The sequence below is a fragment of the Enterococcus dispar ATCC 51266 genome, from assembly GCF_000406945.1.
GTDB classification, from domain to species: domain Bacteria; phylum Bacillota; class Bacilli; order Lactobacillales; family Enterococcaceae; genus Enterococcus_C; species Enterococcus_C dispar.
Genome location: NZ_KE136354.1, coordinates 963,581 through 987,287 on the forward strand (window position 1 = coordinate 963,581; position 23,707 = coordinate 987,287).

The 23,707-nt window shown below is 36.6% G+C and carries 25 protein-coding genes and 1 tRNA gene; 2 read left to right on the forward strand and 24 right to left on the reverse strand.

Features of this window, described 5'->3' with window-relative positions; translation table 11 throughout:
* Positions 1–7: 7 nt before the first annotated feature.
* Both RK01_RS04605 and glpK read right to left on the reverse strand, forming a co-directional pair.
* Positions 8–655, reverse strand: a complete 648-nt coding sequence (locus tag RK01_RS04605) for a hypothetical protein (RefSeq protein ID WP_016172115.1) — start codon at positions 653–655, stop codon at positions 8–10.
* Between the two features lie 96 nt (positions 656–751).
* A complete protein-coding gene (gene glpK, locus RK01_RS04610; RefSeq protein ID WP_016172116.1) occupies positions 752–2,263 on the reverse strand; it encodes a glycerol kinase GlpK in 1,512 nt (503 codons plus the stop codon).
* Between the two features lie 166 nt (positions 2,264–2,429).
* Here glpK and RK01_RS04615 point away from each other — a divergent pair, with 166 nt between their 5' ends.
* Positions 2,430–3,071 carry a DUF998 domain-containing protein gene (locus tag RK01_RS04615; protein ID WP_016172117.1) on the forward strand — a complete coding sequence of 214 codons (642 nt, stop codon included), beginning with the start codon at positions 2,430–2,432 and terminating at the stop codon, positions 3,069–3,071.
* A 66-nt stretch (positions 3,072–3,137) separates the two neighbouring features.
* Here the strand turns inward: RK01_RS04615 and RK01_RS04620 are convergent, their stop codons facing one another.
* The 11 genes from RK01_RS04620 to RK01_RS04665 form a co-directional block, all read right to left on the reverse strand.
* The gene (locus RK01_RS04620) at positions 3,138–3,533 is read right to left on the reverse strand and encodes a DUF805 domain-containing protein (protein ID WP_016172118.1); all 396 of its coding nucleotides are present in this window, start codon (positions 3,531–3,533) and stop codon (positions 3,138–3,140) included.
* 307 nt (positions 3,534–3,840) lie between these two features.
* The gene (locus RK01_RS13685; protein WP_016172119.1) at positions 3,841–3,990 is read right to left on the reverse strand and encodes a hypothetical protein; all 150 of its coding nucleotides are present in this window, start codon (positions 3,988–3,990) and stop codon (positions 3,841–3,843) included.
* A gap of 128 nt (positions 3,991–4,118) precedes the next feature.
* Positions 4,119–4,838 carry a YebC/PmpR family DNA-binding transcriptional regulator gene (locus RK01_RS04625; RefSeq protein ID WP_016172120.1) on the reverse strand — a complete coding sequence of 240 codons (720 nt, stop codon included), beginning with the start codon at positions 4,836–4,838 and terminating at the stop codon, positions 4,119–4,121.
* A gap of 94 nt (positions 4,839–4,932) precedes the next feature.
* Complete coding sequence (locus RK01_RS04630; protein WP_016172121.1) at positions 4,933–6,096, reverse strand: nucleotidyltransferase; 1,164 nt, start codon at positions 6,094–6,096, stop codon at positions 4,933–4,935.
* A gap of 107 nt (positions 6,097–6,203) precedes the next feature.
* Complete coding sequence (locus RK01_RS04635; protein ID WP_016172122.1) at positions 6,204–6,938, reverse strand: class I SAM-dependent DNA methyltransferase; 735 nt, start codon at positions 6,936–6,938, stop codon at positions 6,204–6,206.
* A gap of 1 nt (position 6,939) precedes the next feature.
* Entirely contained in the window at positions 6,940–7,281 is a 342-nt protein-coding gene (gene rsfS, locus RK01_RS04640) for a ribosome silencing factor (RefSeq protein WP_071864732.1), read from the reverse strand.
* A gap of 49 nt (positions 7,282–7,330) precedes the next feature.
* The gene (gene yqeK, locus RK01_RS04645) at positions 7,331–7,921 is read right to left on the reverse strand and encodes a bis(5'-nucleosyl)-tetraphosphatase (symmetrical) YqeK (protein ID WP_016172124.1); all 591 of its coding nucleotides are present in this window, start codon (positions 7,919–7,921) and stop codon (positions 7,331–7,333) included.
* Entirely contained in the window at positions 7,911–8,549 is a 639-nt protein-coding gene (locus tag RK01_RS04650; RefSeq protein WP_016172125.1) for a nicotinate-nucleotide adenylyltransferase, read from the reverse strand. The genes yqeK and RK01_RS04650 overlap by 11 nt, the downstream gene beginning before the upstream one ends.
* A 12-nt stretch (positions 8,550–8,561) precedes the next feature.
* Positions 8,562–8,873: a ribosome assembly RNA-binding protein YhbY gene (gene yhbY / locus RK01_RS04655; protein WP_016172126.1), complete on the reverse strand. Its 312-nt coding sequence runs from the start codon at positions 8,871–8,873 to the stop codon at positions 8,562–8,564.
* Between the two features lie 13 nt (positions 8,874–8,886).
* Positions 8,887–10,002 (reverse strand): ribosome biogenesis GTPase YqeH, encoded by a 1,116-nt coding sequence (gene yqeH, locus RK01_RS04660; RefSeq protein WP_016172127.1) that lies wholly within the window; start codon positions 10,000–10,002, stop codon positions 8,887–8,889.
* On the reverse strand, positions 9,995–10,525 hold the full coding sequence (locus RK01_RS04665; protein WP_016172128.1) for a YqeG family HAD IIIA-type phosphatase: 531 nt from the start codon (positions 10,523–10,525) through the stop codon (positions 9,995–9,997). Before RK01_RS04665 ends, yqeH begins: the two co-directional genes overlap by 8 nt.
* A gap of 240 nt (positions 10,526–10,765) precedes the next feature.
* On the opposite strand from RK01_RS04665, the gene RK01_RS04670 reads away from it, so the two are divergent.
* Positions 10,766–10,836: transfer RNA gene (locus tag RK01_RS04670), tRNA-Gly, on the forward strand.
* A gap of 320 nt (positions 10,837–11,156) precedes the next feature.
* Here RK01_RS04670 and RK01_RS04675 read toward each other — a convergent pair.
* The 11 genes from RK01_RS04675 to RK01_RS04725 all read right to left on the reverse strand — a co-directional run bounded on the left by RK01_RS04675 (position 11,157) and on the right by RK01_RS04725 (position 23,659).
* A complete protein-coding gene (locus RK01_RS04675; RefSeq protein ID WP_016172129.1) occupies positions 11,157–11,414 on the reverse strand; it encodes a transcriptional regulator in 258 nt (85 codons plus the stop codon).
* A gap of 3 nt (positions 11,415–11,417) precedes the next feature.
* Positions 11,418–12,122 carry a hypothetical protein gene (locus RK01_RS04680; RefSeq protein WP_016172130.1) on the reverse strand — a complete coding sequence of 235 codons (705 nt, stop codon included), beginning with the start codon at positions 12,120–12,122 and terminating at the stop codon, positions 11,418–11,420.
* A gap of 154 nt (positions 12,123–12,276) precedes the next feature.
* The gene (locus RK01_RS04685) at positions 12,277–13,215 is read right to left on the reverse strand and encodes a peptidoglycan amidohydrolase family protein (RefSeq protein ID WP_016172131.1); all 939 of its coding nucleotides are present in this window, start codon (positions 13,213–13,215) and stop codon (positions 12,277–12,279) included.
* Between the two features lie 2 nt (positions 13,216–13,217).
* Positions 13,218–13,520, reverse strand: a complete 303-nt coding sequence (locus tag RK01_RS04690; protein WP_016172132.1) for a hypothetical protein — start codon at positions 13,518–13,520, stop codon at positions 13,218–13,220.
* 1 nt (position 13,521) lies between these two features.
* Complete coding sequence (locus tag RK01_RS04695; RefSeq protein WP_016172133.1) at positions 13,522–13,794, reverse strand: phage holin family protein; 273 nt, start codon at positions 13,792–13,794, stop codon at positions 13,522–13,524.
* Position 13,795: 1 nt separating this feature from the next.
* The gene (locus RK01_RS04700) at positions 13,796–14,149 is read right to left on the reverse strand and encodes a hypothetical protein (RefSeq protein WP_016172134.1); all 354 of its coding nucleotides are present in this window, start codon (positions 14,147–14,149) and stop codon (positions 13,796–13,798) included.
* A gap of 25 nt (positions 14,150–14,174) precedes the next feature.
* Positions 14,175–14,438 carry a hypothetical protein gene (locus tag RK01_RS04705; protein ID WP_016172135.1) on the reverse strand — a complete coding sequence of 88 codons (264 nt, stop codon included), beginning with the start codon at positions 14,436–14,438 and terminating at the stop codon, positions 14,175–14,177.
* A 44-nt stretch (positions 14,439–14,482) separates the two neighbouring features.
* Positions 14,483–14,908, reverse strand: a complete 426-nt coding sequence (locus RK01_RS04710; protein WP_016172136.1) for a DUF1617 family protein — start codon at positions 14,906–14,908, stop codon at positions 14,483–14,485.
* An 11-nt stretch (positions 14,909–14,919) separates the two neighbouring features.
* The gene (locus RK01_RS04715) at positions 14,920–19,983 is read right to left on the reverse strand and encodes a phage tail spike protein (protein ID WP_016172137.1); all 5,064 of its coding nucleotides are present in this window, start codon (positions 19,981–19,983) and stop codon (positions 14,920–14,922) included.
* On the reverse strand, positions 19,980–20,669 hold the full coding sequence (locus RK01_RS04720) for a hypothetical protein (protein WP_016172138.1): 690 nt from the start codon (positions 20,667–20,669) through the stop codon (positions 19,980–19,982). Before RK01_RS04720 ends, RK01_RS04715 begins: the two co-directional genes overlap by 4 nt.
* Positions 20,669–23,659 carry a phage tail tape measure protein gene (locus RK01_RS04725; RefSeq protein WP_016172139.1) on the reverse strand — a complete coding sequence of 997 codons (2,991 nt, stop codon included), beginning with the start codon at positions 23,657–23,659 and terminating at the stop codon, positions 20,669–20,671. Before RK01_RS04725 ends, RK01_RS04720 begins: the two co-directional genes overlap by 1 nt.
* Between the last annotated feature and the right edge of the window lie 48 nt (positions 23,660–23,707).

Genomic DNA, 23,707 nt, shown 5'->3' on the forward strand with positions numbered 1-23,707 from the left:
GGTATTTTTAGATAAATAATGGCATGTATGGATATTTTAACTGAATAATTGCTAAAATCATTTTTAATTCGGATAATTGTTTTTTATCGGTTTCATCAAACAGTTTAGCATGGCGGCCGACCAAACCATTATCAATTAAGCGATGCCTTTTATTCCACACTTTAAATTCATTTAGGCTTTGGCATTGACTCAGCGGTAAGCCCGCCGCGTCAATTATTTCAGATAGCCGAAACACTAAAAAAGCACTATCAATAACAATATATTCTTGGTATTTATGGGATCTTTCTTGATCTTTGCGATCTCGCAAAATTACTTTTTGGGGTTCGTTTTTTAAATACCATGCTAATAGTTTAAAAAAGCCCTCTAAACGAAATTCTTCAGCAAATAATTCATAACTTTCAGGATTTTGGCGAAAAACTAAAGGAATCAGATAATTTTGGCGATAAATAAGCATTGGCGCTTGCGTCACACTGTAGTAAACATAACGATTTAAATACCCAGCACCACGAAAATCACCCAAGCGATATCCTTCTACGCCAAAACGTTGACACCGTGCAGCTAATGTTGAACAAGCCCCCACAGAGACAGCTAATTCCGCTTTTTGTTGATAATCACTTAAAATGCGATCAAATGGTTCCAAACAAATTTTTTCCAAGCAATCCCACCACCTTAAAGATAACGTTTTCTCTTAATCAGTATAGCATATTTTCTTTAAACAAAATGAAATGAAATTTCCAAAAAAGAAAAATATTTATTTTTCCAAAGGGCGATGTTTAAAGCCCATTGTCGCCTGAACAGCTTCTTGCCAGCCTGCATATAGATTTTCACAAACATCTGCGGCCATTTGTGGTTGAAATGTTTTTCCTTGGGCTTGAAAAGCTTTCAACTCGGCTAAATCTTGCCAAAAACCAACGGCAAGCCCTGCTAAATAAGCAACACCCAGCGCAGTTGTTTCTAAATAACTGGCTCTTTCAACCGGTGACTGTAAAATATCAGCTTGAAATTGGAGTAGTAAATCATTTTTAGAGGCACCACCGTCAACTTTTAAAATAGTGATGGGTGTTTGTGCATCTGCTGCCATCGTTTTCACTACGTCACAAGTTTGATAAGCCAAAGACTCCAGTGTTGCGCGAATTAAATGTTCTTTAGTTGTTCCTCGTGTTAAACCAAAAATAGCACCGCGAGCTTCTTGATCCCAGTAAGGCGCCCCTAATCCAGTAAAAGCTGGGACAACATAAACGTTATCACTATCTGCTACGCGACTGGCATAATTTTCAGAAGCTGGCGCTTGATCAAATAAACGTAAGCCATCTCGTAACCATTGGATAGCCGATCCTGCTACAAAAATACTTCCCTCTAAAGCATAAGTAATATTGCCATTGAGGCCATAACCAATTGTTGTGAGCAATCCATTTTTTGAAGTAATCGCCTCTTGTCCAGTATTCATCACAATAAAGGCACCAGTACCATACGTATTTTTGACGTTTCCTACCTCAAAAGCCTGCTGCCCAAATAAAGCAGCTTGTTGATCCCCTGCCATACCTGCAATTGGGATTTTTTGGCCATAAAACAAGTAATCATCCGTATAGCCATAAATTTCTGAATTGGATCGCACTTCTGGTAATAAACTTTTGGGAATATCCAAAAGGGCTAAAATCTCATCATCCCAACTTAAATTATGAATGTTATACATCATTGTACGACTTGCATTGGTGTAATCTGTAACATGAACTTTACCACCGGTTAGTTTCCATAAAAGCCAAGTATCGATAGTTCCAAAAAGTAATTCGCCGTTTTCCGCCCGTTTTCTCACACCTTCTACTTGATCCAAAATCCATTTTACTTTGGTAGCAGAAAAATAAGAATCGATTAATAGGCCTGTCTTTTCTTGAATCATTTTACTGTAACTATTATCTTTTAAATTTTTGGCAATAGCATTGGTTTGCTTGGATTGCCAGACAATCGCATTATAGACCGGTTCTCCTGTTTTTTTATCCCAAATGACCGTCGTTTCTCGTTGATTTGTGATGCCGATCGCGGCAATTTGATGGGGTTTAATATTCCCATCAATCAAGGCATCGGCAATCACTGATTGAATGGAATTCCAAATTTCGACTGGATTATGTTCTACCCAACCTGCTTTGGGAAAAATTTGAGGAAATTCCCGCTGTGCACTTACCACAGCTTCTCCTTTTTTATTGAAGACAATAGCACGTGAACTTGTTGTCCCTTGATCTAAGGCTAAAATATATTTTCTTTCCACAAATGCGACCTCTTTCTTTTTAACTATAAAGCAGTAATAGTATAGCATAATTCAATAAATTTCCTATTATTTTTGGCAGCCCTTTCTAAAAGACATAATAGTTTTCAAGTTCTAAAAATAAGGCTAAAATAAAAAAGTAAGCAAATGAATTGATGGAGTGATGTAGATGAAAATACTAAAGGAATATGGCTTTTACTTACTACTGTTGGCCATTATCAGTGAAATTGCACTCCCTTTTATTTTGGCAAGGTATTATCCTAATTATAGTCAAATCAATAATTTAATCTCAACTTTTGGCGAAACAGATAGTCCCACAAAATGGGCTTTTAAAATTTGGGAAATCATTAATGGCAGCCTTTTTGTCTTAAGCGCACCAGCAATTTATGAACGATTTAAAGAGACAAATCACAGATTTGCTCTTATCCTTTCATTGCTAGTCGTTGTTTTTGGTCTGGGGGATTGCATCATTACAGGTCTTTTTGATCGTGCTGCCAACCAAAGTGAAGTTGACTTCACGTCTTTGTTACACAATTATGCTTCTGGCGCTGGTTTTGTGGCGCTTCTAATCGGCACACTGCTGCTGTTTTTGCTTTATCGCCAAGAAAAAAATGAACTCTTCACCATTTTTTTACCGCTTATCTTTTTGGCTGCAATGGTATTTATGTTTTTATTCGCAATGCCTAAAATTCCCATTATCAGCCAGTTCCAAATTTCTCATCGCGGTTTGTGGCAACGATTAAATCTATGGTTTTTATATTTACCTTACTTTCTTACCGCAATTCAAAGCCTTTTAAATAAAAAAGCTTAAAAAAGACCAAGTTCTTACTGGTAAGAACTTGGTCTTTTTTTCGGTATGTTTGTGATTCACAACAATCTAAAGTTCTGATTGATTGATAGGCCAACGTGTATTAGCTTTACTTGGCAAGATTAAGGTAATAAAAATAATGATAGTGCCAATTAAAGGAATTAAGTAAAATAAAATCCACCAATTGCTATGATTGCGATCATGTAAACGACGCGCGCGGACAGTAAAATTAGCTAACCAAATTAATGCACTCAACAAAATGAAAGCCAGTGTAACAGCATTCCATTCTTTAATAACAGTACCATCGTCTGGGGTAATTTCAATGTAGCGGTTAATTCCTGTAACAACAGAATAGATTGCCAAAACTAAATAATTAATAACTTGCGGCCACCAGTATTGTCCTCTTTTAGCTGATGCGTTCATGACAGTCATGTTATGCCAATATTCTTTATAAGCGTTAATCATTCTAACACCTCCCATTCCACTATCCCAAAGGCAGGAAAGCTTGTCAAAAATTAAGCTTAAATGCAAAAAATATCTTTAAGCAGCGTTATAAATTTTAACAAGTCAGTTTTTTTATGACTACAATTTATGCTTATGATACTTGCAAGTTCTACTCTTATCTTTTCTTTCTCGCATACCAAGAAAAAATACCTGAAACAACCATAGCTACAATAGATAACCACCAATTTTGTATGGATACTGCATAAAATATTGTTAAAATTGCTAATAACCACATAATTTTAAAACTATTGTTTTTATTCATTTTTACTCACTTTCCAATTAACATCCAGACGATGAATTCAAGAAATACTAACCATGCAATCAAAACTTTGTAGTCACGCTTATCTTTAGGGATCCACTCTGTTTTCAAAGTCATAATAAATTTCCCACGGCCAATTTTATATTCTTTTACTTTCATAATTTCACCTCAAAATTGATTTGCATTAACGTTACTCTAGCTTATAACACGGTGAAATCTCACTACTGTAATATAAAAAGCACCTCTTACAACGAAGAGGTGTTTAATAATCGCAATTAAAGTTATAGTTAATCGTCTAGTTCAACGTTGTGAAAAATCTGTTGGACATCTTCCAAATCATCTAATGCATCAATCATTTTTTCGAATTTTTCCAAGTCTTCACCGGTTAATTTGATTTCGTTTTGCGGTAACATTTGAATTTCAGCTACTGAAAATTCACTGATTCCTTTTTCTTTCAAAGCTTCTTGAATGCTGTTGAAATCTTCTGGTTCACCATAGACGATGATTTGGTCATCTTCTTGAATTACATCACGAACATCAATATCTTTTTCCATTAGATATTCTAAAACTTCGTCAGCATCTTCACCGGCAAAACCAAAGATAGCAGTATTGTCAAACATATAACTAACTGCTCCAGAAACACCCATATTCCCACCATTTTTGCCAAAAGCTGCCCGTACATCTGCTGCAGTACGGTTCACGTTGTTTGTTAAAGCATCCACGATGACCATTGAGCCGTTTGGTCCAAAACCTTCATAGCGCAATTCTTGATAGTTTTCATCGCCAGAACCTTTTGCTTTTTCAATCGCACGATCAATGATGTGCTTTGGCACATTATACGTTTTCGCCCGTTCGATAACAAAACGTAATTTTTGGTTAGCGTGGGGATCAGGATCACCTGATTTTGCTGCTGCGTAGATTTCAATCCCAAATTTTGCATAAATACGGCTGTTTGCACCGTCTTTTGCGGTTTTTTTCGCGACGATATTTGCCCATTTACGTCCCATACTTTCACTTCCGTTTCTATATTATTCAACTGACGAAAAAACGTCCTTTTCCATTATACTTGTGTCTCAGCTTTATGTGAAGTATTTTTTTATATCAATTCAGTTTAAGTGGCATCCGACCAAAGTTTTGTTCTTGGATTTCTTTACTTGCTAAACGATAAATTTCATCTGAGCGCAACGTTAATGGTACTTGTTTATTTCCACTTTTTCCTACCCGGGCTAAAATAGGCCAACTTACAGTTTTTTTGATACTATTCAAATACTTTTGACCCTCAGCAGTAAAACCTAAAATGCGCAAATAATTGTTGTCCCACGCATTTGTGATTTCTTCTGTGCGTATATTCAACAAAATGTAACAAAGCACTCGTTGGATATGGGTGACAGTAAAATGTTTTGATTTAACTTTAGCCAGAAATATTGTAAAATCACTCTGTTTTGCGGCTACTTCTTGTAATTTTAAAGCTAAGCCTAATTCCATTTGATAAATTGTCAATAGCTCGTCTACTGTGCTGCTCAGTATGCGGTAGCGCAGATAAGGCCAAAATTGCTGCCACGAAATATTGGGCATTTTCAAAGCTAGCGCCATTTCATTTGGGACAAAATCAGCAATATTTTTTTTAGCTGCTAGCAATTGCCGGATTGCAGTTGCACTCGCAATTTTCTCATCTGTAATCTCAATGTCATGATAACCGGCTTTTTGTCGCTTAATCGCAATTAAGTGCATTGGATTTTCTAATTGTGCATTTTTTTTCGCATAGCTTAAGCCTAAAATATGATTTGGTAATATTTGATCTACTGGTGACAAATTAAAAAGTGTTTGATAAACCTCTTGCATAATCTGAGGGTAAGTTTTTTTCTGATCGGCTTTTTCTTCAAAAAGAGATTTTATTTCTTCTGTTCGCAAAATTAGCTGCTCTCCAAAATAATTATAGTCAAAAGAAGTATCATAATCGGTACCAAAACATAAACTTTCACACCGTAATTGTGCTAATGTTTGGACACTTCCTTTGGCAAAAATATCCGCTGCTTGGCAGGCATATTGAAAAGGTAGTTCCACTACTACATCGACTCCATTTGAAAGAGCAACTTGTGCTCGTTGCCATTTATCGACAATAGCCGGTTCTCCCCGCTGCAAAAAATTTCCACTCATTACAGCTATTATTACATCGGCCTGACTTTTTTCACGCGCCTTCTTTACATGATAAAGATGACCATTATGAAAGGGATTATATTCAACGATTACGCCACAGGCTCTCATAATTTCCTCCTTCATTATCTAGAAATAAAAACACCTTCGTCAAAAAACAAAGATATCCGAACTTTATATGTTTTATGCTAACATACAAAATTCGGATAAAATTTTAATTATTTTTGACAGACAAAAAACCAACGACGCGTTTTTTCATTGGGTTCACTATCTGTAAAATCTCCCAAACAGGCGACTTGGCTAAAGCCTGCATTTTCTAACATTCTTTGATAGAGTTCTAACGAATAAGTGCGTTCTTTATGCAATTCATCGCGCCGTTCAAACAAATCACTTTCTGCATCTTGGGCGACAAAGAAAGTTAAAAAGTGTTCGATACTGTTAGGGAGTTGGCCTTGATAACTTTCCCATAAGAAAGCAAAATCATCGGTTTGATAATGATAATTATAATCCGGAAAAACTTCATTAATTTGATAAAGAGAATGAACATCAAAAATAAAAATACCTTCATCATTTAAGATTTGATAGACGCCATCAAATACTTGTTGCACAGCTTGTTCGTCTGGCATATAACACAATGAATCGGAAAAACAAGTAACCGCATCATATTCACCTATGTCATTTAAATCCAGCATATCCCCTTCAATAAATTGAACGGAAACATCAGCTTCAAGAGCTCTTTGGCTAGCAATCATTAACATCTCTTCTGACAAATCTAAGGCTGTTACATCATAACCTGCTTTGGCAAACCGACAGGCTAAAGCACCAGTACCACAAGCCAACTCTAACAATTGCGTTTTTCCCTTTAAATGACGTTTGGAAAATTCATACCACTTTTCATAAAGGCTTTTGTCCATGACTTCATCATAAACAAAAGCAAACGTTTCATAGGCCATTTTAAGACACAAGCCATGCATTTAAGTCGACTAAAGGGGCATCTGACCACAATTTTTCCAAATTGTAAAATTCGCGCTCACTGGTACTGAAGACATGAACGATAACATCGCCCAAGTCAATTAAAACCCACTTGGCACCATCTTTACCTTCGATTCGCTTAATGGCAACTCCTTGTTCTTCTTCTTTTTCAACAATTTCATCAATAATGGCATTGATCTGACGTTCACTATTGGCCGAACAAATCAAAAAGTAATCCGCTAATAGTGAAATTTCCCGCACATCTAAAGCAATAATATCTTGTGCATGTTTTGAATCAGCAGCTTTCACAGCTGTCTGTAATATCTTTTCGCTTTCTATGGTGATTCCCTCCTAAAATTGTACTTCTCTTTAATTAAGCGCGTTTTGCAACCCACTTGTTATATGTCTCAATGGTTTTGGGATAAATTGGTTTTCCTTGTTTAATTAAATAAGCTAATGTATGTTTGGTTTCATAAGCTACTGCATCATCTAGATTAACCAAAGCAATTTCTCTTGCTTCATTTACACCAGGAAAATCTCGTCCCGGTTCAATAAAATCTGCGACGTAAATAATTTTAGCTAAAAGCGACATTTCAGCTGCTCCAGTAGTATGCAATGCAATGGCGTTCAAGATTTCATCATCATCAATGGCAAGCTCCCTTTGCACAAAATCAGCCCCAACGATACCATGCCAAATCGCATTATTCCATTTTAATAATGCTAAATCAAAGCCATCTCGACGAATGACAAGTTGAAACTCTTCATCGCTTCTTTCTTTAGCATAATCATGAGTCAATGCGGCAATGCTGGCCTTTTCAAGGGAGGCGCCGTACTTTTCAGCGAGTGCAATCGCAGTTTCTTCAACACCTAAAACGTGTTTAAAACGTCTTTCGCTCATTTGCATTTGAACTTTTTGCATTAATAATTCACGATCCATTGCCGTATAATTTTCACTATATTTCATCCAGATACAGCCCCTTTTCTAAAATATAGTTTAACACAGGATCTGGGAGAAAGTAGCGAGCTGAGCATCCTTGAGCAATTTTCCTGCGAATCTCAGAGGAGCTTAAATCCATTTGCGGAATATCCACCCAAATAATGGGATACGGACTTTCTTGGCTGTAATTAGGACGTTTCACCCCGACAAATTGAACCAAATCGATTAATTCATCGATTTGGCGCCATTTTGGTAAATAAGCCACCATATCACCGCCAATAATGAAATAAAAATCAACATCTGGATTTTGCTCTTTTAGCAGTTTCATCGTTTCGATAGTATAACTTACACCTTGTCGCTTCACTTCAATATCTTCTACTTTTAAGCGCGGATTATCTGCTACAGCAAGCTCCAACATCGCCAAGCGATGTTCTGGCGCAATTGTTTTTTTTGCATCGACATGAGGCGGCAGATATTCTGGCATTAAGCGTACTTCATCTAAACCCAAAAGTTGCCCTACTTGATCTGCAATGATTAAATGCATCAAATGGACAGGATTAAAGTTTCCACCTAAAATCCCAACTTGTTTCCGCCGGTCGGTTTTGAGTGGTGCAACCTTAACAGTAGGTGCGACATCAATTGTCACTTTTTGCATCTGCCAAACCTCCTAAATCGCTTTTACTTCTTTTGAAATTCGTTGATATTTCTCTTTGCTACTTGGACGGTATAAAACCAAAACACGACCAATAATTTGGACAACTTGACAATGTACTTCATCGGCTAAAATATGGGCGACATCTGTTGCAATTTCATCCGTATTTTGTAGCAAAGAAACTTTAATTAATTCGCGCTTTTCCAACGCTTCTCCAATTTGTATAATCATTGGACCGCTGACACCGCCTTTACCAATTTGAAAAATTGGTTGTAAGTGATGCGCTTTACTTCTTAAAAATCGTTTTTGTTTTCCGCGTAATTCCATAATTGCCTTCTTTCTAAATCAATGCTTTTCTAGTTAATACAGATACGCCTTTAGGAGCCCAACCAGCTATAACACAGGGTACGGTAATCGTAATCCAGCCTAGCCCAGCAAAGACAATATCAGTTTTTTCTTTAATTGAAAATTCAAAACGCTGTAAAGGTGGAAAGTCTTTTACTTCATCTGGACGAGGAGGCTGTAATAATCCCCCAACATGTTTTTCATAAAAAGCATCCGCATTTGCAAGTTTAGTTCGATGAATCTCTACATCATTTGAAACATAGGTTACAAATGAGCTCCGTTCGCCTTTAATAAAATCAAAGCGAGCCAAACCACCCAAAAAGAGTGTTTGTTCTGGATTTAATTGATACACTTTAGGTTTAACTTCTTTTTGCGGCGCGATAATTTTTAAATCTTGCGCTCCTAAGTAGTGGGCCATTTGCTCGCGATGAATAATTCCTGGTGTATCAATTAAGAAATGTCCATCTTCTAAAGGAATTTCTATTTTATCTAAGGTTGTACCCGGAAAACGTGAGGTGGTTATTAAATCCTGCACCCCAGCCGTTTGCTTAATAATTTGGTTAATCAAAGTCGATTTGCCAACATTTGTTACGCCTACCACATAGACATCACGTCCGTCGCGGTATTTTTCAATTGCTTCCAGTAGTTCTGTCATTTCTTGTGGTTTTTTTGCACTAGTCAATAAAACATCAACGGGACGTAAACCAACTTCGTGCGCTCTTTCCCGCATCCATTGGGTCATTTTACCCCGTTTTAAAGATTTCGGTAAGATATCCACTTTGTTGCCTACTAACAAGACAGGATTATTTCCTACAAAGCGATGCAAGCCTGGAATAATAGAACCATTAAAGTCAAAAATATCCACTACGTTTACAATTAGTGCATCTTTTTGCCCTAATTCGTTTAATAATCGCAAAAAATCATCATCCGTTAAAGCAACGGGTTGAATTTCATTATAATGCCGCAAACGAAAACATCTTTGGCAATAGACTTCGCCACTTTCAAGTCCTTTATCCAAAGCTGATTGGGGCGTATAACCTAGTTCGCCTGGACGTTGTGTTTGAATCTCTGCACCACAGCCAATACAATAAATTGTTTCAGTTTCAGTCATTTAGTTCACCTTGCCATTTCATATCCGGATTATTTTTTTGTAAATGCTTCATAATTTTCCGTTCAAAAAAGCGATTGATACGGGTATTCCAGCCGTCTGTTGCCACCACAGGCTTGACTAAAATACTTTTCACGCCAGCTCGGTTGGCCCCACGAATATCCGTCATAATTTGATCGCCTACCATCACGACATCTTCTTTTTTCATTCCCAGCTTTTGATAGCCGGCTTTAATACCTCTGGAAAAAGGCTTTAACGCACGCGCAACAAAATCCAAGCCAAATGGCGCTAAAGCATGAGCGATACGTTCATGGTTATTATTGGAAACCACCACGACTGGAATCTTCGCTGCGTCCATTTGTTTTAACCAATGACGCAACTCTTCTGTGCCGTTAGGGTTATTCCATGCAATTAAAGTATTATCCAAATCTGTTAAAACAGCTTTAATACCATGTTTTTTTAATTGTTCCGGTGTAATTTGATAGATGGCTGATACCATCCAAGTTGGTTTATATTCCTGAAACATAGGTGCTCCTTTACTCAAAAAATGAAGAAGTACCCTGTACTCCTCAAACCGAAATTATACTATAAAAGCTGTGATAATTCTAGCTTTCGAAATTTTCATAATAATTATTTCAAACTTTATTAAAATAAGAGACGATTTCTCTAAAAAGGGGATACTATTTCTTTCTTTAAAGCCTTTTTCAAAAAGAACAACAAATTACTTGCTCGAAAATAAAAAAAGCTATATACTAATTCTTGTCTCGCGGGTGTAGTTTAGTGGTAAAACAGAAGCTTCCCAAGCTTCCGTCGCGAGTTCGATTCTCGTCACCCGCTTCCATTAACAGCTCTAAACCTTTGATATATAAGGGCTTAGAGCTTTTCTTTTTGACCAACTACCCAAAAACTACCCAAAAAACGAGATATAAATTTTTTAATTTATATTTTAATAAACGTATATATCTACATATTGTTATTTTGGGTAGCTTTTGGGTAGCTTTTTAAATTTATTGTACTATATTTTTTAAAGCGAACATGTTTACGTTTTTTAAATAATCCGATTCTGTTCTTCTAAAATATGTAGTAGTTTGCTATAAATATTAAAAAAAGAGCCTTTTATTTAGGCTCCTTTTTCTTTGATAAAAATATAGTCAATTTTAGCCATTCAAATCGATCCCAGCTTTTTCTGTCTCGTAATCAATTTCGTACTGCATCAGCTTGTGAAGTAAATCATCATAAGAAAGTCCGGATTCAGCTACTAGATCGACTAATAGCTGAATAGGTAGTTCTCCAACCGTTTTTTCACGTGTTTTCCACATTGATAGTCGCGATTGCTTTGTAAACGTGGCTTTAGCAAAAGCATTGACAGTCATGTTTAAGTCTTCTGAAATGAAACGATAGACAGAATATTGCATTTATCATTCCTCCTTCGGCATATCTAAAACAGGCTCGAAGCTTGTATCGCTCCCACCTAAAAAGTCTGAACGTGGTAAATCGTAAATATCTTCAAAATCTTCATCTGACATAATTCGAGCATTATCAGCCATTTCTATCTCGTATGAAAGTTCTTCAAATGTGACTTCTTTCTTTTCAGCAGATTTAGGTTCATTTTGTTCTTGTTTAGGTCTGAAAGTAAACATTGGTTCCATTTGTTTTGTTACTTCGTGTTGATAATAACTATCTTCACGTTCATAGCGACGTGCTGCATATTTAAAAAATGCGTCTCGTACAAATCCAGAATCGAACTTTTCAAATTCATCAATCGCTTCAACTAATTTTTCGTCTAAGTTTATAAAAACGAGAGCTTGTGGATAAGTTTTTTTCATTTCAATTCCGTTTAAATCTAAAGATTTCATAAATTCAATAATTTCTTGTTCTTTATTTGTTTTTACTTCATTCAGTTCAGCAGCTAATTGTTCTGCTTGTTCATCTGTTATCGCTAATTTATTTGCTTCTTTACCATTAATCTTGATGTCACGGTTAAATCGTAAGAATTTTTGTCCTTTTTTAGTTTTTTCAATAGAAGAATAAGCTTTTACTGCGATGTCATTAACATTTACATTAAAGTAGTCGCTTGAAGCTACAGTAATTTCGAATGTTGCAACAGGTTTTTGAATAATCATAATGATCGTCTCCTTTTTTTATTATCTCTTTCTATATTTATATATTATCACATTTGTGATATATCGTCAACACATTTGTGTTAATTATTGAAGTGTTTTTTAAAAAAAGAGCAAAAAAATAGCCCGACCTCAATTAAGAGATCGGGGTTTTATTCTATTTAAATGTTCCCCATGCAGCCTTGCCAACGGGTCGCACAGGAATATAACGTTTGTCCTTTGTGTAAATCCATGTGTATCCTTCCGCTACTTTCCACCCAAGATATTTAACTGATTGACCTGGGAACAGAGCTGCTGCTGTAGGAGAAGAAAGACTTGGTTTATTTTTGCGAGTAGTGATAGGCTCATTACCATTCACAAAGGTTAATTCTTCTTTTGTGAAGCCAGTAGGTAGACTTGGTTTAGACCCTACATTGTTAGCGCCATAACCGCCTTCAATATCTTGGGATAAAATCCAGCCTAAAACTGTGCTTTTATTAGTAATTAAATACTCTTGGTTAGAGTAAGAGTAAGAAATAGGGCGTTGCTGCTTAACTTCAAAAGTACCGCCTTTTACAAAGCTTGCAATTTTTGCACTCTTACTTGAAGGAGACCAGTTAGTTGCATGATTTAGCACTTTCACTTTTCCAGCTGAAGGTGTTGATGGTGAAGTGCTACCATTTTGTCGGTATACATACCACCCCATGCTGTAAGGACAAGTAGTGGCTTCATTGTCAACATAAACCCCATTTGCACTAGCGGACTTCCATGTACAATGAATGATCTGTGTGTTGCTAATGAAAATAACTACGTGGCCTGCTGCTCCGCCAGATGCGCCTTTTAGTCCAAAGATTACAATATCTCCACGCTTTGCAGTCCATTCTTTATTAGTTGCAATACATTTAAAGCCATTCTTTTCCAGCCAACTGTGCATACTGTCAGTATTCAATACCCAGCCTGCATCTGTAGCGCCACCTTTTCTAAGTGAAGCATAGACAGTTCCAGAACAATCTCCTGTGCCATCAGTACCTGTACGGCTGCCATTCATGGAGTACCTGATACCTTTTGCCTTGAGTGATTCCATATGTTTAATTGCAGTTTCCATATTCGTAGACATAGTCACTTGCCTCCTAACAAATCTTGTTTAGCCGTTTCAATTAATTTGTAAATTTCTTCATAACTAAAGGAGATTTTATCTTTAGTCAAAGCGTCAATTAACTGTGATTTAACAAGTTCACGATCAAATCTATTCGACGAACTAATAAAAATCTCTGCGTAGCTACGTTTGATAGATAACTCATTCTTTAGTCGCTCAATACGAAAGGATTTCAGACATTGATAAATGGCAACTAACAAAGCAAACAGTAAAATCCCAAAAAGCGCTAAAATGATAATGTTTGCTACTCCGTCAAAAATCTGCATGTTATTCACCGTCCTTTTTTTGACTCCCACTTAATCCATCTAAAAACCGTGTAAAAGCTTGATGTAAACCAGTCGAAGCTAGTCCACTAACTGCACCAGCAATCGCTACCTCAACACTAAATCCGTTTAAGCTAACAGCAATTAATGCTCCCAAAACAGCTAAAACCGTTGGGATATAATCGTTAATTTGTAAGCTTTTAATACTTTTAATGCAATAACCTACTACTAAGCAACCTGCCATAACCGCTGGTACTAAATACTGACTAAAATCCATTTTATTTTTCCTCCTTAACATTCGGCAACAGAAGGACCTTTTTGTATAAGGTTTCTCCTGTACCATTTCCGCCTAATTTCTTGTATCCACGCCACAAATATTCCAAATTTTCCATATCGTCTACTGATATCCAACCATCTTCAAGAAATACAGTGCATTGTTTGTAAATTTTGTCATGGAGTATTGCGACATTCGCATATTCCAAAACTCGAAATCGTTCTTCCGTTCTTTCACGCGAGGATTGCGCTTGTTCTCGTGATTTTTTTACTTGCTTGTAAATCAGTCGACAAAAACCGGTAATCCCTCCTAATCCCAATGCAAGTAAAAGACTATTAAGTTCCAATAATTTGCCCATAACATACCCTCTTCAAAACCGATGATTATTTTTTAACCAGCTTATTTTTTGCTGTTTCTTCATCTATCAATTCATCTTCGATTTTCCACACCATTTGTTGAAATTCTTCGTAGTCAGCACGACATTCTTCTCTATTTGCTTTGTAGATTTCATAATCAGTGATAGATTGATTAATACTGGTAGTGTTGTTGCCGTCAGTGCTAACATTTGCACTATAAAAAACTGCTTGGACTCCATTCACCATACTTTGACCATTTAACGATACTGATTTTGTTGTTTTTAAACTCATTTATATTTCCTCACTTTCAATTTTTGTATTAAAAAAGACGCCGATTATTCAGCGTCTTTCATTAAATCTTCTGTTTTTTCAAATTCATCTAATAAGCGATCATAAATTTCAGCATTTTTACCGGATAGTTCCATTTCAATTTCGTTTAAAATTCGTGGAATTTGGTCAATGTTTTTAGCATATGTGCCACCTTCAATAACGACCACTTCGTTTAACAATTTTTGTTGCTCAATATTAAATTTCAAACGATTTTCTTTATTTTTTTCAGTCTGGTCTTTTAATCCACCATCTTCATTAACTAAATCAAATTCTTTTAATAGAGCTTGTTCTTCTTTAGATAGCTCGTTAAATGCACTTACAATTAAGTTGACGAACTTAGAACGATGACGGCTATCAGCCGGTTTTAAGTTTAATGTTTGTAAAAATTCGATTGCTGGTGATAATTCTTTATTTTTCAATTCAATTTTCATAATAATCTCCTTTATGCTACGTTTATTTTTTCTTCTAATTCCAAAATACGTCTTTTCAATTCCACAATTTCTTTCTCGTGTTCTGTCAAAATCACATTGTGGTACATTGTCAATCTGTCATAGGCGAGTGAATCAACTTCTCCTGTTTCGCTATATACAACAACTTCATTCAATCCTAAATCGTGGAATTCGTCGGCAATAAAGCCGTAGTAACGATTTTTAGCCGTCCCATTGAGAAGTTCCTCCTTATCCCACCAACTAGCAGGGTTAATCTGCAATACCTTTTTAGCATGGTTTATCACATCAGTAGCTACTTGAATATCACTCTTGTACTTTCTAGCGGATGATACTCGAAACAAGTTACCACTCGTATCGGCAATTATGTTCGCAGACCCAGATTTACTCGTCATCCCAGTAATGGCAGCCTGCCACGCAGATAATTTACCATTGATATTCGCATTCACGGAATCAACTCTAAATTCATAAGCTTTCAATTGTATTAAATACCCAGTCATGACAATTGACGCTGCAGCCTGTTTCGTATAATCAGAAGTGGTAGTACCGTTTTCTTTTGTTCCAAGCTGAATAGCTGCGACACTAGTTCTCGTGCTCGTGGTAGTGCCATAACGGTGAGTATATCCAAATCCACTTGATAGTGTAATTCCGTTCCGAGCTTGTATCACGGCAGTAGTTTGACCATATCCAGCTGGTGATATCGAAGAATTTGAATTCATCGCTAAGCCGATAGCTCCACCAATTATATTTTGATTGTTAACACCTGCAGTTCCCAAACCATCTCGAATTAAGTTTGAAGTCGTTGGATTTTGTAATTCTTTGAATACTTTTGTCCCAACAGCTACATTCTTTTTCCAAGACTGCCACACACTCGCGTTTGAATCACCATTGTGTAAAATTAGCGAAGGCGCATTTCCAAATGTCCCACTAAGGGTCCAAGTATTAGATCCCGTAGACGCTTGGCCAAAATGCGTATCGGTTAGAATTCCTCCGTAATTAACACTAGTTTCACCAAAAGTCCCGTTTAAAAAATCTAAACGACCATTCATTAAATCGAACCCTGTCGGTAACTTCTCGCCCGTGTCATTCGGACTCAACACTTCACCTCTTGATGAAACTACTCCTGTGATGATATTCATAACAAACGTACCATCAGCATTCCGAATTGAGCCTTTAGTGAACAACACTTCTCCGGTCCCCAGATTAATTGAAAGATTAGCGCCACGAATTATTCCTGTTGTAATACTACTTGCATTTAAATTTATGACGTTAACCGTAGCACCATTAATAGTCCCACCAGTAATTTTATCTGCTGATATTTCTATTGCTTTAATATTGTTGATAAAAGCTTGTTTAGATGTTAATTGTTCAATTAACGCTGTGGTAGCAAACAATTTGTCAATCATCGCATTGTCAGCTTTGATGTGCGTTGATGTGATAGTATTTGCTGCCAAGCTAGATGTGATGATACTTGTGATATTAGCTTTCACGGCATTAATAGTTTTTGTTTCGAGATTGCTGATAAACGCAGTGTCAGCATAAAGTTTATTAATCCAAGCTGCAGTAATAGTGACATCACCATCTAACTGAATTTTTTTCCCTTGAATTAGGATACCTTCAGTTGAAATGTTAATCTGACTAACTACATTTGAACTATCAGCAATTTTAGCCCAGTCCGTCCATCCAGTTTCACCTATGGATTTACGTTGGTAAGTACCGTTGTTTGCCTGGGCAGTTTGTGTTAACACACCACCAGAGGTGTTATTCCAACGCACCGCTGTTTCCAAATATGCATAGCTTCCTGCATTCAAGCCTATAGCAATAGACGTTTTAAATTCCTTAGCAGTCTGTTTAGGATAATTTGAATAATACCAACTTGGGGGTTGATTATCATTACGGGTATCTTTAATTTGGCTATTTGATAAGATGCTCGCATCAACTTGACTTTGAGTCACTCTCAAATTAATTTGGTCAGAAAGTTGGGTAATCTGAGATTGGGTTGCTGAACGGACTTGTAAGAAATAACCTTTTGTTAATTTATTACTTTCGTCTATAAATTTTATAAAATAGCAATTCACAGGCGTAACAAAAGTGGTTTGTTTTTCTCCAGGGCTCGTATTGGTAACAACCCCAATATATTTTTTGTCTGATTGGTAACCCCTAAATCCTAAATTTTTAATTTTCTCTGGTCTCGAAAATGTGTACTGAGTATTTGGCGTTACTGGTACATATTCATTAACAATTGTTCTCGTACCAGATTTAACCTCGCCAGTTGTTAAATCAACATCTTTATTATTTGAGAAAGTGTAGCCTCCTAGTAAATTATTGGCTGAATTTATTCCCTCGACATCACTAACAACACTCGTAATCTGATCAGCTAATTGTGTTACTTGAGACTGGTTAGCTTTAGTAGCAACAGTAGTGACTAACCCATCAACAGTTGCTTGCACACTTGTTAATGCTGTGACTGTAGCCATGTCTTCTGGTGCTGGCGACCAGTCCGATCCCTTAGTTGCTTTACGAATTGCTATTGACAGTAGAGAATACTTACCAATAGCTGAACTAAAGCCTAAAAATAACCTAAAGCCTTTAGCGTCTGTTTTTGAAAATTTGGGGACTATATAATCATATCTGTAATAATTATCGGTTGGCATGTTATTTGAATGATTAACAGCATTTCTATACGTCATTGAATCGGACATATAAACTGTTGGAGAGCTTTGTTTTTCACCCAGTGCTTTCAACCACAAAGATACAGTGATTGGATCATTTTCGTTAAATGAGTCATTTATATTTAATCTAGTTTCAGAAAAGCTCTGTAATATATTTGTAAGCCAATTACCATTGCCGGCATTGGTTATTATTGTCAACGTACCATCACTTTCTACTGAACTTAATATGCCAGATGCATTCAAACCATTTCTAAATTGCTTTGAATTTATTGCATAGTTTCGTCCCCCAACCTCAATCCCAGCTACCTCTTGCTGAACACTACTCAACGTCAAGTTAAACTGCCCAGCTTGAAGCTCCAAATTAGCAATCTGTGTTGATTGACCATCAGTTTTGGTGACTAATCCAGCAATCTTATCAGCTTGAACACTAAGCTCTGCGCTATTCGCGTTTACTTTGCCGCTAATGGTATCAACTTCTGTTTGATTAGCTTTTAAAGATACTTGACCACTTAAAATCGACAAACTTCCCTCTGTCCTTGTAACTCTTCCATTTAGAGTATCTACTGTAGACTGGTTAGCTTTTAAATTGATAGCACTAGTATTTTGACTAATGAGAGTTCCTTGACTTTCAACGGTACCCTTTAATTGATCATAAACAGTTTGACTGACCTTAGAGGTTAGCTCACCATCTATGCGTGTGATCTCAACTGCCACATCTTTTTTAAGTCCATCAATTCCAGCTAATGCATTAGCTGCATCGATAACAGCCTGGTTGGCATCCGTCTTGGCCTGATTGGCACTAGTCACAGCAGATGCAGCATCACCTTTAGCTTGATTGGCCACTTCAACAGAATTATCAGCTTTTTGTGCAGCCTCTGCTGCTTTTGCAACTGCTTCATCAGCTTTTTGCTTACTTTCATCAATGTCAGATGTCAATTCTGTTTTCTGTTGGACCATTTTTTCGTCAAAAGCATCAGATTGTTCTTGAACTTGACGTTCTGCTTCAGTCACTGCATTCGTGTATGCATCAGCGGCATCTTGTTTTGCATCTTCTGCAGCTTTTATTGCATTTTCAACATCAGCTTTAACCTGCGTTAAATTAGCAGTACTTGCTATCATTTTCCAGTCAAGTTCGCCGTCAATTTCTTGATATTGCCAAAGTTCGGTTTCATCACCATTAGGCTTATACCAAAGATCGCCCTTTTTAGGGTCAGATGGCGTTTGACTGCCATAATAATTGACATTTTTTCCATTAGCGGATTGCACTGCAGAATTAGCAATATCTCTAATCTCTTCCAACTGGTCGTTTACCTTATTTGTTTTGACAAAATTCCCTGAAGCTGTTGGAATTACTGTCCCCAATTCAATTTCAGAATAGCTCTTATTAATTGGGTCCCATTTGTAACTAATCATTTGGGCTTTAAGGTGCAAATTATCTTCGTGATGGTGAACTGTCACCCAATCCCAAGGCTCGATTTTCTCTAAGGCCTTGAAGTCTTTGTAATCAGTAGTTTTGGACAGATCAACAAAATTCACTTTATAATTTGCTGTTGGCTCATCGACTTTATTAACACTGAATTCGTTAGTTGCCGCTTCTCGTAAAAGACGATAAGCTTCTTCTTCAGTAACTTCGTCTTCCCCGTCCCCGATTTTTATGTCAGAATAATTTATTACCGCTATTTTCGGATGAATATACTCATTAATTCTTGGACTATCAACATATTTTTCAGGAAGCATAATACCGTCATATCCTGTTGGCATTATGCGAGTTATAACATTCTCATCATCTAAGACAGCTTCATAACCAACCAGATTTTTTTTATTAGTGATTTCAACACCATTGTCAGAACCACGATCTTTGTTCACAATAATTCTGAAACCATCTCGATTAATTTCACCACCCCAGCGATTGACAAATACATTGTCTTTTGAGGAATCTAACAAAGCTTCAACCGGATTGTAACGAACAATTCTACAATTTGTGAATGTGTCGATGTTAGAGTAGAAAGTAAAATTATGTGGATATTGTGTTCCAGATAAAATCTTATTGCCGGCATTTTGACCATCACTATTGACGATAAAAATGTCTTCAATTAAATTATCAGAAAGATCATAAAAAATATGAGGTGCCTCAACTGTTAAAATACCCATTGATGGTGATACTTTTCGAATTCGGAAAGGTTGTCCATCAGAATCAGGCGTATTCACATACACAATTCTTTCTCTCAAAAGTTCTTGAGCATATTTTGACATCATTGGAATTTTAAATGTAAATAAAAAAAGCCCATTCCGGACTTCTTCAACCGTTGCCCCAAAAATATGCTGCTTAATCGAACCGATGCCATTACTGGAAAAATCTGTAGTATCTTTTTCAAATAATTTAATCATACAGCTCTCCACCTCGGCTCAATTTCAATTTTTGATGCCCCACTTATAATTTCAACAGTATTTTCTCCTTCCTCAAAAATAGGAAAGTCACCAATCATCATGTTATTCCAATTAGCATTATTTTTGTAACATTCTTCAATTTCCGAATCAATCACAACACTATCTGATACGCTTTTAACTGTAATGTTGGTTCCATTAACTTTAAACTTACATTCGCTATTTCCATAAATAATAAATTTTGGTTGCGAAAAATAGAAGCCTGCATTTTTAATTACTTTTGGCGTGGTGACAGTAATTAAAGGAACATTCGCAAAATATTCGTGGGGCGCAAATTCAAACTCAACTTCAAAATAGCCATAAATTTCTAATTCATTTTCGATATCACCAAATTTCACACGTTTAACTTTATAGAAAACACTTCTGTCATCAGTTAAAAGAATCGTTTGAGCTTTTCTAAGATGATATTTTAAATCTCGAAATAACGGCTTTATTGATTCATCTTCCAAAGCATTAATTGGAATAGTGTAGGTGATGTTTGAATAGCCTTTTTCAATCAATAACTCACCATCACGCCCATCTACTTCGATTCTTTCGTATCGCATTTCAGCAGACGGAATTTTGGGATAACCAGGAATGCAAAAGCCCATTTCATTAATAGATTTCATTTGATTAATTAATAAGTCCATTACATTCCCCTCCCTGTCGTACCAAAATTAACTTGTGTAGATTTATTTGCAATCCATTGATCTATTTTTTCGAAAAATGAATCGGCCGTTGGACCTGAATCAACGTGATTCGTAATATTAAAAACAACTGAGCTTGAATCGTTTGTTATAGAGTTGCCTTGTACTCCTTGTAAAATCGGCGTCGCATTTACAATACCTCTACCAATATCCCCCAACGTTTGCCGATTTAATGGCAATGCAGCTTCCGGGCCAGCATCTCCAGCGCCTAACAAGTTACCATTTGCCATTCCAAAAATAGACGGCTTCGTAAAAATACCACCTTTGGCATACCAACTCACACTTACGCGCGGTGGGAAATTGTCAGATAAAGGATTAATTGACCCACTCATACTGAAATGTGGTAAGGGAATATGCGGAATAGAGACTGACGGAAAACTCAATCTAAAATTAAAAAGCCCCTTGATGCGGTCTATAATTCCACCCACAGTATTTTTTGCAGACTCAATCGGCGATATAATCGCAGACTTGATACTATTCCAAACATTTGAAGTTGTATTTTTTATACCGGACCAAATATTTCCGATAGTAGATTTGATCGTGTTCGCTATATTGCTTACAGAATTTTTGGCACCAGTAATCGCATTGCTAATTACTGATTTAATTCCGTTCCACAAATTTGAAGCTGTGTTTTTGGCGCCGGTCCATAAATTTGATAAAAAATTAATCAAACCAGACCACAAATTTTTCGCTATATTTACGGTTCCAGTAATCAAATTTGAAACTGTATTTTTTATCCATGTCCAAGCTGAGGAAGCGCCTTTTTTTATTGCTTCCCAATTTTGAGCGATGATGTTTACTAAACCCGCAATCGGATTAATAATGAAAAGGGCAATTTGGCCAACAGTAGTTTGAAAGAAGGCTTTTAGACCGTTCCAAACGTTTTCGGCTGTATTTTTTATTCCAGTCCATAAATCAGACAAAAAACCAGTAAATTGCGACCATTTTTCAGAAATCCAATCGGTGATTGTTCCCCAGTTTTTGAATATTAAAATAGCCGCTCCAATGGCGGCTGCAACTGCTGCTATGATGGGTAATGCTGGAAGTAACGTAGCTGTAAAAAAAGTACCCACACCAGCAAGCAATCCTCCAGCAGCAAAAAGCCCACCTAACGAACTAAACAAAGTAATAATTGATACTATAAACGGAGATAACAACATAAATCCCGTAGCTAAACCACCAATTATCACAATCATTTGTTGTGTTTCTGTAGATAAACCGGAAAAAATTCCAGAAACTCCTTTTAAAAGATCAGAAACCGATTGAAGTATAGGTGCTAATACTTCTGCTAAAGTTGCACCAAAATCAGCCATTGTCATTGTTAAATTGTTTTGTGCTACTTCTAATTCATCAATCGGATCTAAAGTATCTTCATAAGTTTTAGAAACTTTGCCAACTGAATCTTCAGATGCTTTTCCAAATTCACCAAGGCTAAATGTCCCTCGCTTTATGGCATCGACCATACGAACAGCACCTTTTGTTCCAAAAACTTCTGAAGCTATTGTTAAAGCATCTGTTTCACTTTTTGCATTTTGAATAGATTTGACCGTTCCCTGTAACCCTTGCTCAAGAGTTTTCCCATCTTTCGCATAAACTACAGAAGCTTTACTTAAACTAGATAATGCAGCGCCTGAATCTACCCCTGCTTTTTCAAAATTCCCCATAAGAGTTACTCCATCTTGAAAAGATAACCCTAAAGCTTTTATTTGAGGGGCTCCTTCAATTGCTTTTTTAAATAAATCGCCAGTTGCTTGACCAGTATCTTGAGCTACTTTTGTTACAGTATCCAACACCATGCTGAAATCTTTATTCTCTAATTTATATGCAGAAATAGCTTGCTTCGCATCAATCACTGAAGATGTGATATCTTGACCATTAATTTCAGCGAATTTTATTGCTTGCCGGGAAGCTGATTCTAATTCATCGCCTTGGAATCCAAGTTGGGTATTCACTTCACCAATGGCCTCTCCCACTTTTCCCAATTCGACCGGCATATCAGATCCTATCTTACGATAAATCGCTTCATACCCTTCCATCTGTTTTGACGAAGCACCAGTTTTAGTTACAATTGTATCTAAACCTTCATCAACTTGATTGAAAGCTTCAAGTGAATATTTACCTACGTCGACTATTTTTTCACCAATTTCAGATAAATGATCGGCTGCATTTTGCAAATTTCCTAAATCAATTTTTGACCCAATTTCTTCCAATGTTCCTTTTCCAGAAGCTTCTTCAGCGGCTTCACCTAGTTCATGAAACTCTGTTTCTGCGTCGTTTAACGCAGCCTGCATTTGTTTTGCCTCAAGTGAATTTTCTCCAAACTCTTGTTTAGCAGCTTCTAATTGTCTTTCCATCACGCTAAGTTTTTGCTCGGCAAATTCACTTTGCTGCGCAACAAATTCCTGCGCTTTTGCAAATTTTTCAGATTCAGTAGCTGTTTTCCCAGCAGTTGCCTGCCACTTTCGGTATTCACTCTCAGCTAAAGATGCACTCGCTTGTATTTCCTTTTGTTCATTGTCTAGGTCTTTCATTACAGAAGCATATGACTTAATTTCTCCTTTTGATTCAGAAAGAGCTTTTTCTGTATTGGAAATTTCATTGGCGGTTTTTTGTTGTGCTGTTTGTTGATTTAATAATTCTTTTTCTAATCTTTGGACTTCGGTGGAATTTTCTCCATAATATTTTTTTGCATTTTCTAATCGTTCAGATGTTACTTGAATCTTTTGAGACTGCAGATCATAACTTTTTTCTAAAGAAGACAGCTGACTTGATAATTTCTCGGTGTCCGACCCCGTCAGTTTCAATTGAGCTTGAACCAATTTAGACTCAGCATTATTTTTTTGCATTTCTAATGTTATATCTTTTAAAGTTGAACGTAGCCCATTATCACTAGCTTTAAAAACTACTTCTGCTTCTGACTTTCCTTTAGCCATTACTTTTTACCTCCTTCCTCGTAAAGTTTTTGACGTGCTCGACTTTGC

What these genes read in the sequence shown, in the direction of transcription:
- RK01_RS04615 (WP_016172117.1), top strand. Translation starts at nt 2,430, where the DNA reads ATGAAAATACTAAAGGAATATGGCTTTTACTTACTACTGTTGGCCATT.
- RK01_RS04620 (WP_016172118.1), bottom strand. Translation starts at nt 3,533, where the DNA reads ATGATTAACGCTTATAAAGAATATTGGCATAACATGACTGTCATGAAC.
- RK01_RS13685 (WP_016172119.1), bottom strand. Translation starts at nt 3,990, where the DNA reads ATGAAAGTAAAAGAATATAAAATTGGCCGTGGGAAATTTATTATGACT.
- RK01_RS04625 (WP_016172120.1), bottom strand. Translation starts at nt 4,838, where the DNA reads ATGGGACGTAAATGGGCAAATATCGTCGCGAAAAAAACCGCAAAAGAC.
- RK01_RS04630 (WP_016172121.1), bottom strand. Translation starts at nt 6,096, where the DNA reads ATGAGAGCCTGTGGCGTAATCGTTGAATATAATCCCTTTCATAATGGT.
- RK01_RS04635 (WP_016172122.1), bottom strand. Translation starts at nt 6,938, where the DNA reads ATGGCCTATGAAACGTTTGCTTTTGTTTATGATGAAGTCATGGACAAA.
- yqeK (WP_016172124.1), bottom strand. Translation starts at nt 7,921, where the DNA reads ATGAAATATAGTGAAAATTATACGGCAATGGATCGTGAATTATTAATG.
- RK01_RS04650 (WP_016172125.1), bottom strand. Translation starts at nt 8,549, where the DNA reads ATGCAAAAAGTGACAATTGATGTCGCACCTACTGTTAAGGTTGCACCA.
- yhbY (WP_016172126.1), bottom strand. Translation starts at nt 8,873, where the DNA reads ATGGAATTACGCGGAAAACAAAAACGATTTTTAAGAAGTAAAGCGCAT.
- yqeH (WP_016172127.1), bottom strand. Translation starts at nt 10,002, where the DNA reads ATGACTGAAACTGAAACAATTTATTGTATTGGCTGTGGTGCAGAGATT.
- RK01_RS04665 (WP_016172128.1), bottom strand. Translation starts at nt 10,525, where the DNA reads ATGTTTCAGGAATATAAACCAACTTGGATGGTATCAGCCATCTATCAA.
- RK01_RS04675 (WP_016172129.1), bottom strand. Translation starts at nt 11,414, where the DNA reads ATGCAATATTCTGTCTATCGTTTCATTTCAGAAGACTTAAACATGACT.
- RK01_RS04680 (WP_016172130.1), bottom strand. Translation starts at nt 12,122, where the DNA reads ATGATTATTCAAAAACCTGTTGCAACATTCGAAATTACTGTAGCTTCA.
- RK01_RS04685 (WP_016172131.1), bottom strand. Translation starts at nt 13,215, where the DNA reads ATGTCTACGAATATGGAAACTGCAATTAAACATATGGAATCACTCAAG.
- RK01_RS04690 (WP_016172132.1), bottom strand. Translation starts at nt 13,520, where the DNA reads ATGCAGATTTTTGACGGAGTAGCAAACATTATCATTTTAGCGCTTTTT.
- RK01_RS04695 (WP_016172133.1), bottom strand. Translation starts at nt 13,794, where the DNA reads ATGGATTTTAGTCAGTATTTAGTACCAGCGGTTATGGCAGGTTGCTTA.
- RK01_RS04700 (WP_016172134.1), bottom strand. Translation starts at nt 14,149, where the DNA reads ATGGGCAAATTATTGGAACTTAATAGTCTTTTACTTGCATTGGGATTA.
- RK01_RS04705 (WP_016172135.1), bottom strand. Translation starts at nt 14,438, where the DNA reads ATGAGTTTAAAAACAACAAAATCAGTATCGTTAAATGGTCAAAGTATG.
- RK01_RS04710 (WP_016172136.1), bottom strand. Translation starts at nt 14,908, where the DNA reads ATGAAAATTGAATTGAAAAATAAAGAATTATCACCAGCAATCGAATTT.
- RK01_RS04715 (WP_016172137.1), bottom strand. Translation starts at nt 19,983, where the DNA reads ATGATTAAATTATTTGAAAAAGATACTACAGATTTTTCCAGTAATGGC.
- RK01_RS04720 (WP_016172138.1), bottom strand. Translation starts at nt 20,669, where the DNA reads ATGGACTTATTAATTAATCAAATGAAATCTATTAATGAAATGGGCTTT.
- RK01_RS04725 (WP_016172139.1), bottom strand. Translation starts at nt 23,659, where the DNA reads ATGGCTAAAGGAAAGTCAGAAGCAGAAGTAGTTTTTAAAGCTAGTGAT.